Consider the following 12184-nt stretch of genomic DNA (forward strand, 5'->3'; position numbering starts at 1 on the left):
GATGGAGGCGGAGAGGCGGACGGCGGTGGGGCGCAAGGCTTTGCTCCTGGAGCGGACTTCGTGGCCGGTTGAAGGCGTTGGATTTCGATAAGGATAGCTTGGATTGGGCTGGTTGGCACCCCGCAAACCTGCCTTAACGATGATGAAGCGCGTCGCGAAGATCGGGCACCCAGTTTCTCATCAGATTTTTCTCACGGAAAAAATGAACGGTTTTGCCGCGCGGCCGGTCTTAGAGGGTGAGAGCGGATAGAGCGCATGGACCTGGCAGCAGAGTGGACGGAGCGTGAGCAGGGCGAGCGGCCAGCGGCGACTGAAGATGAGGTTGCCTCCGAGCAGGAGTTCGCGGCGCTGGTGGAGCGGCATTCGCGAACGATGTTTCGCGTTGCGCGCGGCCTGCTGGGAAACGCACATGACGCCGAGGATGCCGTGCAGGAGGCGTTTCTGAAGCTCTACCGCACCGGCGGCTGGGTGCGCATGGAGAATGAGCGGGCGTTTCTCGCGAAGACGGTCTGGAGAGTGGCGCTCGATCGCCTGAAGGCGACGGGCAGTGTTCCGGACGTTAGTGAACTTGATGTGGCGGAGAAGAGGGAGTCTCCTGAGGCGCTGGCTGCAGGGGGTGATGAGCGCGAGCTCCTGCGGCAGATGATCGATGCACTGCCGGAGGATCTGCGAAGGCCTCTGGTGTTGTCGGCGATCGAGGAGATGACCTCGGTAGAGGTAGCCGCCGTGATGGGAATCCCCGAGGGTACAGTAAGGACGCGGGTGATGCGCGCGAAGGCGGAGTTGAAGAAGAGGTTCGAGGCCATGAAGGGGGTGCGGCGATGAGAGACGAGATCGAGTTCGAGATGTTGCTGGGCTCCGTGCTGCATGAAGCCGCGAATCCTGAGCCAGCCGAGGGTTTGGAGCGGAGGGTGATGTCGGCTGCGCGTGTTTCAGTGTCGCCGGTAACGGATGTTCTTGTACTGGCGGGTGGGCTTTCGAGCGAGAGCATCTTCGCTTCGTTGTGGAATGGTCTGCGGGAGGCGTTGTTTCCTCGCAGGCTTCCTCCGCTGGTGCTGGAGTCACGTCCGGTTGCTGTGACGGATCGAATGGCGGTGGACGGCAGCTATTCGTCGACGGCATATGCGGTTGCGGTTCATGCGATGGCGATCTTCCTGATCGGCTTTGTGGTGCGGGCGCAGATTCGCGATGTCGATCCTGTCCGCGGGACAGTGACTCCGCTGATCGAGCCCGTGTTGCAGATTACGGCGAAGAGTATGGAGCGTTCTGGCGGTGGCGGAGGGCAGCCGGGAGAGATGCCGGTGAGTAAAGGACATCTTCCAAAGCTGGCGGACCAGCAGATCGTGCCGCCGTCGCAGCCGCCGAAGATTGAGCCAAAGATAGCGATGGAGCCGACGATCGTGATGCAGCAGGTGAAGCTGGCGGACAACGTGATGCCGAATGTGGGAATGCCGAACTCGCCGTTGGCGGGGGTGTCGATGGGCGATGGCCGGGGCACGGGGATCGGACCGGGCGATGGGCCCGGGGTGGGGCCGGGCAGCGGAGGCAATCGAGGCGGTGGTCTGCGGCATGTGGGAGGCTCGGTGAGTATGCCGGTTGTAATTTATAAGCCTGAGCCGGAGTTCTCCGAGGAGGCGCGGAAGGCGAAGGTATCGGGTGACGTAACTGTCTATATATGGGTGGATGAGCGCGGCAACCCGACGCATGCTCGTGTGATTCAGGGGATCGGAATGGGACTGGACGAAAAGGCGCTCGAAGCAGTGAAGCAGTATCGGTTCAAGCCTGCGATGGACAACGGCAAGCCGGTGACGGTGGAGATGTATGTGATCGTGAACTTCCAGATCTTCTGAAAATTACCTACTTCATACACCAACGTCTTACGTTTGATATAGTAGTAAGTCATGAATGGATTGATTACTACTGTCAGCACAAAAGGCCAGCTGGTCATTCCGGCGAAGATGCGTGATGCCCTTGGCCTTGAGCCCGGGGACCAAGTTGCGTTGACGATTGAAGATGGCGCTATTCTGCTGCGCCCTGTTACGGAGCGTCTGGTCGAAGAGACTCGCGGAATGTTTGCTGGCGGGTCTTCGATGGCTGCTGAGCTTCAGCGGGAACGGCGAGCCGAACGATGGTGACATATGTTCTAGATGCCAGCGCTGTTTTGCGTTATCTGGACGATGAAGCCGGAGCAGAGAGAGTCGAGCAGATCGTCAAAAAGCATGTTGCGGGAAAGGCCCGTGTAGCGATCTCAACGATCCACTGGGGTGAGATTGCCGGGATCGTGATGAAACGTCATGGCGAGGCCGGTATGCGTGCTGCACTATCGCGGTTATCGGCGTTTGGGTTCGAGGTCGTTTCGGTGACGGCGGATCGGGCTGTGCGCAGCGCCACGATAAAGAACCTACGTAAGATTCCTTACGCTGATGCGTTTGGGATCGATCTGGCGGAGGATTCGCCGGAACATATTCTGGTGACGGCGGACTTTGATGCGAAGCCAGCGCAGAAGGACGTGCGGATCGAGTTTCTGCCGCTGAAGAAGAAGCAATAGCGGAAGGCCGACGAATAGAATGGAAGTCGCATGTCGACGCTCGTTCGCTCCTACTCAAAGATCAACCTCGGCCTCGCTATCGGCCCCACTCGGCCGGATGGCTTTCATGGGTTGGCTACGCTTTACCAGACGCTGGATCTGCATGATCTGGTGACGGTCTCGGCGGCTCGCGCGGCGGGGACGAAGATCACGCTGACGACGAACGACGAGCGTGTCCCGACCGATGCGAAGAACACCTGCTGGAAGATGGTCGAGAAGGCGCTTGCGCGGATGGGTGTGGCGGCTGAGGTGGCCATCCATATAGAGAAGCGGCTGCCGGTGCAGGGGGGCATGGGGGCGGGTTCGGCGAATGCGGCAGCGGCGTTGATCGGGTTGGAGCGGGAGCTGGAGGTAGCGCTGCCGGGGAGTGAGCGGTTACGGCTGGCTGGTGAGGTGGGGTCGGATGTGCCGCTGTTTCTGCTGGGCGGGGCGGTGCTGGGGCTTGGGCGCGGGGAGCAGGTGATTCCGCTGCCGGATATGTCTTCTGTTTTCTGTGTGATAGCGGTTCCTGAGGTGGGAGTGAGCACGCCGCAGGCGTTTCGGCACTGGGATGCGTTGGTGGGGGGTACCCCAGGGGCTGAAGCCCCTTCCTCTCGGGGGGAGCCTTACGGCACGACTGAAGCCGTGTCCTTAATGGAGCAAGATCAAGGAGATACAGAGGGTCGGGAGGTATCCTGCGAACCCACCTTAGCAGCCTCCGGCGTCGAAGATGGGGCACCCGAGTCCGTGGGTGAGTCGGGGAGTGTTTATCCCACCCTTCGCGGTGCGAAGGATGGGGCACCCGGGCATTTGTTGACTGCGGTGCCCGGTTCATTGACTGACTTGAACAATCCCGATAGACTAAAGGAGTTGAGTCTCGCTTTCGCATCGTTGTATGCGGAGCCAGGCACTTCCGGTATCATCCGTGGCTCGAACCCTGCCGGTCAAAAAACGGCCGACAAGCAGGGAGGCTCTGAGCAGGCTCAGGGCGGTCAAGTGGATGATCTGGCGGAGAATACCCTTCTCGCGCTTGTCCGCACCGGGGTTGAAAACGACTTTGAACGGGTCGTCTTTCCTGCTTATCCCTCCTTGCGTGAAATCAAGCGTCAACTGATGGGTACCGGTTCCGGGGCTGCGCTTTATGCGGCGCTCTCGGGTTCGGGTTCGGCTCTGTTTGGACTTTACCGGTCCGAGCGGGACGCACGAGCGGCTCAACATCGCGTCCAGGAGGCTGGGACCAAGGCTCTGATTACGAAGACCTTGCCTCGGAGTGAGTACTGGACGAGAATGTTCGCAGGGTGACCTGGGCGGGCAGCCGAATGAGGCTTCCCACCGATTACTGGGCGATCGACTAATGGTAGGTCAAGTGCCTTTGACGCACTTTGTCTAGGTTCGAATCCTAGTCGCCCAGCCATGAGTCGTTCGCTTGTGCGAAGAGTAGAAGTTTAGGGTTTAGCGGCAGCAACAAAAATGCCGCGAGGTGATTGGATTTGAATCCCGCGGCCTGCGGAAAGAAACAAAGATGCGGCCGGTGAACGGGAAGCAGAGCAGTTTGGAAGGACAGTCTTAGTAAGAGCAGTTTCAGGATTCGCAACAAGGATTTTGAGCGGTACGGGGTCGCAACAAGACTCCGGTAAGACGTAAAGCAGCAGGAACTATTCAAGGTCAACCAGCCTCTGGAGGTTTCACACGTGAGCGAACAAGACACGACTGCAGTTCTTTCCCCTATTCAGGGTCAGGTTGAGGAGCCGGAACAAAACTCCCAGCCTGAGCCTACGAACTCGGCGCACGGTCACTCTGGCGAGCCGTCAGGACAGGCCGGCAAGGCGAGTCCGGAGCGGAAGCGCTCCGGGAAGACGCCGGAGCCGAAGCGTTTCAAGATTTTTTGCGGATCATCCAATCGTGCGTTGGCCGAGGAGATCTGCAAGTTCGTCGGAGTGCCGCTGGGCGAAAGCCGTTTGCAGCGCTTCTCCGACGGAGAGGTTCACTTTCAGTTGCTCGAGAACGTTCGCGGTGCGGACGTCTTTCTCGTGCAGCCGACGTGCTACCCGGTGGATCAGCATCTCGTGGAGCTGCTGATCATGATGGACGCGCTGAAGCGCGCCTCGGCCGGGCGGATTACGGTGGTGATTCCGTACTACGGCTATGCCAGGCAGGACCGCAAGGACCGGCCCCGCGTTGCGATCACGTCGAAGCTGGTTGCCGATCTGCTCACTACGGCCGGTGCGAACCGGGCGTTGCTGGTGGATCTGCATGCGGCACAGATACAAGGGTTTTTCAATATCCCGGTGGATCACCTGTTCGCGAGCCCGGTGCTCGTCAGCCACTTCCGGGATATGAACCTGCCGGACCTGACGGTGGTATCACCCGATGCCGGCGGTGTGGAGAGGGCGAGATTCTTCGCCAAGAAGCTGGATGTGCCGTTGGCGATTGTCGATAAGCGCCGTACGGACATCAATGTCACCGAGGTGATGAACGTGATCGGCGATGTGCGTGGCCGGACGTGCCTGATCCTCGACGACATTATCGACACGGCGGGGACGCTGGTGAAGACGGCGGATGCGTTGCTGGACCAGGGCGCGAAAGAGGTTTACGCGTGCGCCACGCACGCCGTGCTCTCGGGCCCGGCGATCGAGCGCATCCGGGACTCGCGGCTGAAGCAAGTGGTCGTGACGAACACCATCCCTCTGACCGACGAGGCGCAGAAGGTGGACAAGATCAAGGTGCTTTCGATTGCGGGCCTTTTGGGCAGGGCGATCGAGAGCATTCATATGGAGACGAGCGTGAGCTCGCTCTTCAACTAGAAGCAGGGAATGGGTAGTAGGGAATAGATATCAGCGGTGGCGAGCTCACCGTTTTCAACAAAGGGAGCGAGGCTCAACCTCGTGCCCGAAAGGATGAAGTGAGATGGCAGCAACGATTGAAGCAGTAGTCGCGACTCCTCGTGAGGGCAAGTTCAACAAGAATGCGGCGCGCCGCGTACGCGTGGCCGGCAAGATTCCCGCGGTGGTCTATGGCGCGGGGCAGGATGCAGTGGCCGTGACGGTCGACCCGAAGGTGATCACGAAGATCCTTCACTCGGAGTCGGGCCATAACTCGATCTTCGACCTCAACATCGAGGGCGGCAAGGCGACCAAGGCGATGATTGTCGACTGGCAGAACGAGCCCATCAAGGGCAAGCTGCTGCACATCGACCTGAAGCGCATCGCGATGGACAAGGTCATGCGTGTCTCGGTCCCCGTTCAGCTCGTCGGCGTTCCTGTGGGCGTGAAGACGCAGGGCGGAATCATTGAGCATGTACTGCGCGAAGTCGAGATCGAGTGCCTTCCGGGCGACATCCCAAGCCACATCGATGTTGACGTGACTGGTCTTGAGTTGCATGGCGTGGTTCGCATCGCCGATCTTCCCCACTCCGGTTCGATCAAGTTCCTGGGCGACGAAGATGCGACGGTTGCTCACGTCACGATCATCAAGGAAGAGGCTCCGGCTGAGGCCGAGGCTGCTCCGGCAGAGCCTGAAGTTGCGAAGAAGGGCAAGACTGAGACCGCCGAGGCTCCTGCGGCTGACGCGAAGAAGAAGTAGTAAGGCAGGGAGCAGGGAAGAGGGAGTGGGAAGTAGAAGGCTTCCTCTCCTCTTCGCCTGCTGGTTTGGAGAATGTGCGCGTGAAGCTGATCGTCGGACTTGGGAACCCTGGGATCGAGTATCAGTTCACACCGCACAACGCCGGGTTTCTTGCGATCGATCGCATCGCGGACGACTGCGGTGTGGTGGTGAGCAACCGGCGGGGCAGGGCTATGACGGCGAAGGCGAGGTTGGCAGGACATGAGGCTCTGCTGGCGAAGCCGGAGACGTTTATGAATCTCAGCGGGCTTTCTGTGGCCGCTTTGATCGATGAGCTTGGGATCGAGCAAGTCTCAGAGGACGTGATCGTTCTCTACGACGAGCTGGCATTTCCGCTGGGCCAGTTCCGGATCGCGCAGCGCGGTTCGGCCAACGGGCACAACGGAGTGAAGTCGGTCTCCGGTGCGCTTGGGACGGAAGAGTGGATGCGCGTTCGCATCGGAGTCGGGAAACCTGCTCTGGAGGACGGCAGAGAGATTAAGGCGGGAGGCAGGGACTATCTGCTGACGCCGATGCGCAAGCAGGAGCTTGCGGTGCTGGATGAGGTACTCGACCGGGTGAAGGTTGCGGTCGAGGTGGTGTTGACGAAGGGTGTCGGCGCCGCGATGAACGAGTTCAACCGGAGGCCGGAGCCGGAAGGTTGAGTGGTTTTGGAGTGGAGAAGATCGACGGGCTAGCGGCAGCAAAGGGCAAAGACGAAATACCGGGATTCTTCGCTACGCTCAGAATGACGGCATTTTAGATGTCACAACGCAGTAGATTCCATACCGAATCGGCGGAAGAGGCCGGGCGGTGCGAAGCGGAACTTCGCAGAAAGAAGTGAACTGTATGAGCCGTACTTATGAAGTGATGTACATCGTCCGTCCGGACGTGGAAGAGGCAGACCTCGACAAGCTGATCGAAGGCTTCGAGAAGAACGTGACCGACGGCGGCGGTGAGGTGAAGTCGACCGAAAAGATGGGACGCCGTCGGCTGGCGTACACGGTCCGCAAGTTCAATGATGGCTTTTACGTTCTGATGACGATCGCAGCCGAGGGTTCGCTGGTCGGCGAGATCGAGCGCCGTCTGCGCGTCTCCGAGCAGGTGATCAAGTTCATCACCGTTCGCATGGACGAAGAAGAGAAGCGTCTGGCGAAGGTGAAGGCGATCCGCGACACCAAGGTGAAGCGCAGCGCGCTGCCCGTTGCCAGCGAGAGCGCCGCAGCACCGGTTGCCGAGGCTCCCGCTCACGAAGCCGCCGCAGCGGTCTAAGTGCATCGCGCGAAGGCTTGAGGATTCTGCGGCGCTGAAAGGGCACCGCACAACGCAGGACCAATCGCCGGAATCCGCTTCCGTGCTTCCTCTTACGAGGAGCATGTCCAGAGACTCCACGGCGTGTCTGGAGCGGACGACGGCACCAACGAACGAGAGAGGAAATCGACAATGGCTGACGAGACGAACAGCACGCAATCCACTGAGCAGCAGCCGCAGCAACACTCTGCTCCCACATCGCGCCCCGCAGGCCCTGGCGGCCCGCGCCCCCCGCGTCCCGCGGGTGGTCCCGGCGGCGGCCCTGGCGGACGCAAATTCTTTCGCCGCAAGAAGGTCTGCAAGTTCTGCACGGAGAAGATCGACGCGATCTCGTACCGCGACGTTCGCCTGCTACAGGGCTTCGTCGCCGAGCGCGGCAAGATCGTTCCGCGCCGCCTGACGGGCGTGTGCACGCGCCATCAGCGCCGCCTAAGCCTGGCAATCAAGCAGTCGCGCAACATCGCCCTGCTTGCATTCGCAACCCGCTTCTAACTTATTGCCGTCGCGGAATGCGAACGGCTTGAAAGAAATTGGAGAGTTCCATGGAAGTTATTCTGAAGGAAGACGTCAATAAGCTCGGACATCGCGGCGATGTGGTGAAGGTCGCCGACGGCTACGGGCGCAACTACCTGCTGCCGGAGAAGCTCGCGATCGAGGCGACGGCGGCCAACAAGGCTGTGATCGAGCAGATGAAAGGCTCGGCGATTCGCAAGTCGGCCAAGGAGAAGGTCACGGCGGAAGAGCTGTCGACGCAGCTCTCGGCTGTCGAACTGGTGTTCGAGCGCAAGGTCGGTGAGAACGACCACCTGTTCGGTTCGGTCACGTCGAGCGACATCGCACACGAGCTTGAGGCGAAGGGCTACACGGTGGACCGCCGTAAGATCTCGCTGGACGAGCCGCTGAAGTCGCTGGGCGAGTACCACGTTCCCGTGAAGCTGCACCGCGAGGTGACGGCGCACGTAAAGGTGACCGTCAAGGGCGACCAGGTCCAGGAAGCGGTTGCCGCAGGTGCTGCTTCGGCAGAGTAGCAGAAGTGCCGCAAATGTTTCCGGCCTCCCGGTACTCCGGGAGGCCGGAGCCGTTTTGTTGTGTCTTCGGCGCTTCCCTGAAGAGGGGAAGTTCCGTGAGATTTTAGTAGTATCGAGCCGAGTAGTCCGGTAGAGTGCCTCCATGAGGCCGATCGACGCCGGGCAGTGGGCGCATACGATACTTCGTTTTTCGCGTCTGGCGGTCGCACTTCTGGCTGCGGCGTTTATAGCGCTTTTTTATTACATAGCGATCCATCGATTTCGCTTTCCATTGCAACTGGAGTGGATTGAAGGCGCGGTGCTCGATATGGTCCGGCGCGCAGCGAACCATCAGCCTGTTTATGCAGCGCCGGGCAGGATGTATGTCGCCCTGATCTACACGCCTGTTTACATCTACGTGAGCGCATGGCTGAGCCGTTTGATGGGAGTCAATCTCATCACGCTGAGAGTAGTAAGCATACTGGCAACGACGGGATGCCTTATCGCGATCTTCTCTTATGTGAAACGCATCACTCGCGATAACTTTTCCGCGCTACTCGCCTGCGGGTTGTTTGCTGCGCTCTATGCCCAGAGCGGGGCATGGTACGACCTGGGGCGCGTGGACATGCTATATCTCTTGTTCCTTCTTCTCGCGCTGGATGCATCTCAACGGGGCCTGTCGATTTGGTCGGCGATTGCGTTTGCGCTGGCCTTCCAGACGAAACAAAGCGCGGCCATCATCGCTCTCTTTGTATTGGCGCATGAGCTCCGCCGTCCAAGGAAGATGATTGCGGGACTTGGGACATTCGCTCTGACGGCAGGGCTTTCTTCATGGTGGTTCAACCGGGAGAGCCTGGGGTGGTACCGCTACTACACTGTGTTCCTTCCGTCGCATCACTCATGGATGATGTCGAAGGGCGCGACCTACATATTGCACGATCTGATCGCTCCACTCGGCATCGCTTTGTTGTTGATCATGGCAGCGTCGATACCGGTACTGCTGCACAGGACGCCCGATCGCAGGCAACTGTATTTTTATGTATTTTCGGCGGCTGGAATTCTTATCTCGACGCTGTCGTCGCGCTTGCACCTCGGAGGTTCAACGAACGTCGATCTACCTCTTTATGCTGGAGTCTGCGTCTTGTTCGGATTGAGCATCTCAACGATCCTCGCATGGGGTTCCACGTTGCAGTCGCCTGCGTCCGATGCGTTGCAGGCGACGCTTATGGTTGCGTGCGGATTGCAAATGATCCAGTTGTTTCATGCTCCCCGAGAGTTCATTCCTACACAAGCTCAGTTCGCTTATGCGCATGAAGTCGATCAGAGCCTTCATGCGATGCGCGGCGAGATATTCGTCTTTCACAATGTGGCAGACTCCGGTTCGAGCGGAGAGCGGCAGTTGGCAAACTGGATGGCAATATGGGACGTGTTGCGGGCCGATCGCGGACCTGCCGGGCAGGGACTGCGAGCGGAACTCATCGACTCGTTTAAGCAAAAGGAATACGCAGGGGTGCTTTCGGAAGATGTGCCCAATGAGCTGGATCCCTGGGAAGTCGATTCGCTGAAGCCAATCGCCGATGCCGCCGCAGCCGCCTACCCAAAACAGGAACGCATCGTTCCACTGAACGAATGGACAAGCTTTTACTTCAATCAAGCGACGCCTTCGATTCGCCCGCAGTTTCTGTACAAACCGAGATAACGGCCATGAATGGAGAACGAGATGAGTGCAGAGATGGTACCGGCAGCGGAAGTTCCCACGCCAGACAACATTCTTCAGACTGGCTTCGCGTTCTGGGCGTCGAAGACGCTTTTGAGCGCGGTTGAGATGGGCGTATTTACAGAACTGGCCCATGGCCCACAACCCTTTGCCATGTTGGCGGGAAGGCTCGGACTGCATGAGCGGTCGGCGAAGGATTTTCTGGATACGCTGGTTGCGCTTGGCTTTCTCAAGCGCGACGGAGAGACGTACTCGAATACGGCTGAAACCGACCTGTTTCTGGATAAGCGGAAGCCGGGCTATGTGGGCGGCATCCTGGAGATGGCGAGTGTGCGGGTGTTCGGGTTCTGGAACAACCTGACCGAGGCCTTGCGTACGGGGCAGCAGCAGAACGAGGGGAAGGACGGTCCGGCGACCTTTGAGGCGCTGTATGCCGATCCGGCACGGCTGCGAGGCTTTCTGGAGGCGATGTCGAGCATCAGCCACGGAGCGAACATGGAGATTGCGCGGAAGTTTCCGTGGTCGAAGTACAAGACGTTCGCCGATATGGGTGCGGCACAGGGCGATCTGGCGACACAGATCGCGCTAGCGAACCCGCATCTGAAGGGCATCGGGTTCGACCTGGCCGAGGTCGGGCCGATCTTCGAAGAGTATGTTGCGGCGAATGGTGTAAGCGATCGTGTGCGGTTTCAGCTGGGGAGCTTCTTCAGCGAACCGATGCCGAAGGCTGACGTGATTACGATGGGGCATATTCTTCACGACTGGAACCTCGAAGAGAAGAAGATGCTGGTTAAGAAGGCGTTCGAGGCGCTGCCCTCAGGCGGGGCGCTGGTGGTGTATGACTCGATCATCGACGACGATCGCTCGAAGAATGCGTTTGGGCTGATGATGAGCCTGAACATGCTGATCGAGACGGAGGGCGGTTTCGACTATACGGGTGCAGATTGCCAGGGATGGATGAAGGAGGCAGGGTTCGGTGAGACGTATGTCGAACACCTGGTGGGCCCCGATTCGATGGTGGTGGGGATCAAGCCGTAGCTGCGCTGCTAGAGTACCCAGGCCTGTCGGCCTGGGCTGTTATGTGACGGGCCTTCGGCCCTGAAGACTACACCTGCGAGGAAAATGCTCTAGAGATGGCGGTAGCAGGCGAGGAAGACGATGAGGGCGGTGACGGCTCCGAGGATGACGTCGAGCGCGTAGTGATAGCGGCCGATCACCGCTCCCAGCGAGATCATGATGGCAATGATGAGAAAGGTCGCGCCCAGATATGGAGCGTAATGAAGGAGCACGAGGGCGATGGCGAACGCCGAAGCGACATGTGCGCTGGGGAATGAGATGGCGTGAATGCTTCCGTGTTTCAGCAGCCAGCGATTGAAGATTCGGCCTTTGTTGGCGGGTGCCACGGTGGCAGGCTGGTTGTTGACGAGTGAGCGGGGTGGGTATGCGGGGACGAACGGTGTGACGGCATAGCAGATATACGTTGCGAGGAGCAGGACGAGCCAGAAGCCGTTGATTCTCTCGCGCAGTCCTGCAGCGTAGATGGCGGTGACGCCGAGAGGCACGAGGGGATAGCAGGAGAGGTAGGCCATCTCCAGAATGAAGCCGATGAGGTTGCGACTGGTGCCCGAGGTGTGGGCGATGTGCGGGAGCAGTCTGCGGTCGAAGGCGAGCAGCCGATTCTCGATGGCATGGTTTGGCTCGCGGAAGAACTGGCCCGTCTGCCAGTACGGAATAAGAAAGAGAACGACGGTGAGGCAGTCGAGAACGACCTCAAATTGATTGGGTGCGAGTGCTGAAGATGCGAGGTGTGCGAGAGCGATCGCTGTAGCAGTGACTGCGGCGAGCCCCGTTACGGCCCATCGACGGCGTAGTGGAAGCGGGTGTGAGACGAGAGGAGCCAGCCACGATGCGACTGCGAAGATGAAAGCCGAGCCGAGTTGGATCCATTCGGAGGCACGCATCGCTGAGGTGCTTCAGGATACA

General features: G+C 59.5%; 14 protein-coding genes and 1 tRNA gene. 14 read left to right on the forward strand and 1 reads right to left on the reverse strand.

Features of this window, described 5'->3' with window-relative positions; all coding sequences use genetic code 11:
* Positions 1-255 precede the first annotated feature (255 nt).
* The 14 genes from JSS95_11210 (at position 256) to JSS95_11275 (ending at position 11239) form a co-directional block, all read left to right on the forward strand.
* Positions 256-825, forward strand: a complete 570-nt coding sequence (locus JSS95_11210; GenBank protein ID MBS1800386.1) for an RNA polymerase sigma factor — start codon at positions 256-258, stop codon at positions 823-825.
* Positions 822-1850 (forward strand): TonB family protein, encoded by a 1029-nt coding sequence (locus JSS95_11215; GenBank protein ID MBS1800387.1) that lies wholly within the window; start codon positions 822-824, stop codon positions 1848-1850. The genes JSS95_11210 and JSS95_11215 overlap by 4 nt, the downstream gene beginning before the upstream one ends.
* 51 nt (positions 1851-1901) lie before the next feature.
* On the forward strand, positions 1902-2135 hold the full coding sequence (locus JSS95_11220; GenBank protein MBS1800388.1) for an AbrB/MazE/SpoVT family DNA-binding domain-containing protein: 234 nt from the start codon (positions 1902-1904) through the stop codon (positions 2133-2135).
* Entirely contained in the window at positions 2129-2548 is a 420-nt protein-coding gene (locus tag JSS95_11225) for a PIN domain-containing protein (protein MBS1800389.1), read from the forward strand. Before JSS95_11220 ends, JSS95_11225 begins: the two co-directional genes overlap by 7 nt.
* A 516-nt stretch (positions 2549-3064) precedes the next feature.
* Complete coding sequence (locus JSS95_11230) at positions 3065-3868, forward strand: hypothetical protein (protein ID MBS1800390.1); 804 nt, start codon at positions 3065-3067, stop codon at positions 3866-3868.
* 38 nt (positions 3869-3906) lie between these two features.
* Positions 3907-3980, forward strand: a tRNA-Gln gene (locus tag JSS95_11235).
* Positions 3981-4293: 313 nt separating this feature from the next.
* Complete coding sequence (locus tag JSS95_11240) at positions 4294-5370, forward strand: ribose-phosphate pyrophosphokinase (protein ID MBS1800391.1); 1077 nt, start codon at positions 4294-4296, stop codon at positions 5368-5370.
* 103 nt (positions 5371-5473) lie between these two features.
* Positions 5474-6148, forward strand: coding sequence for a 50S ribosomal protein L25 (locus JSS95_11245; GenBank protein MBS1800392.1), 675 nt, complete (start codon positions 5474-5476; stop codon positions 6146-6148).
* An 80-nt stretch (positions 6149-6228) separates the two neighbouring features.
* Positions 6229-6831, forward strand: coding sequence for an aminoacyl-tRNA hydrolase (locus JSS95_11250; protein MBS1800393.1), 603 nt, complete (start codon positions 6229-6231; stop codon positions 6829-6831).
* A gap of 184 nt (positions 6832-7015) precedes the next feature.
* Entirely contained in the window at positions 7016-7438 is a 423-nt protein-coding gene (gene rpsF, locus JSS95_11255; GenBank protein MBS1800394.1) for a 30S ribosomal protein S6, read from the forward strand.
* 171 nt (positions 7439-7609) lie between these two features.
* The gene (locus JSS95_11260) at positions 7610-7969 is read left to right on the forward strand and encodes a 30S ribosomal protein S18 (GenBank protein MBS1800395.1); all 360 of its coding nucleotides are present in this window, start codon (positions 7610-7612) and stop codon (positions 7967-7969) included.
* Between the two features lie 50 nt (positions 7970-8019).
* The gene (locus tag JSS95_11265) at positions 8020-8505 is read left to right on the forward strand and encodes a 50S ribosomal protein L9 (protein MBS1800396.1); all 486 of its coding nucleotides are present in this window, start codon (positions 8020-8022) and stop codon (positions 8503-8505) included.
* A 142-nt stretch (positions 8506-8647) separates the two neighbouring features.
* Positions 8648-10183, forward strand: a complete 1536-nt coding sequence (locus JSS95_11270; protein MBS1800397.1) for a DUF2029 domain-containing protein — start codon at positions 8648-8650, stop codon at positions 10181-10183.
* Positions 10184-10216: 33 nt separating this feature from the next.
* On the forward strand, positions 10217-11239 hold the full coding sequence (locus tag JSS95_11275) for a methyltransferase (GenBank protein ID MBS1800398.1): 1023 nt from the start codon (positions 10217-10219) through the stop codon (positions 11237-11239).
* 89 nt (positions 11240-11328) lie between these two features.
* Here the strand turns inward: JSS95_11275 and JSS95_11280 are convergent, their stop codons facing one another.
* Positions 11329-12162, reverse strand: a complete 834-nt coding sequence (locus JSS95_11280) for a phosphatase PAP2 family protein (protein ID MBS1800399.1) — start codon at positions 12160-12162, stop codon at positions 11329-11331.
* Between the last annotated feature and the right edge of the window lie 22 nt (positions 12163-12184).

Source organism: Acidobacteriota bacterium, assembly GCA_018268895.1.
Classification (GTDB): domain Bacteria; phylum Acidobacteriota; class Terriglobia; order Terriglobales; family Acidobacteriaceae; genus Edaphobacter.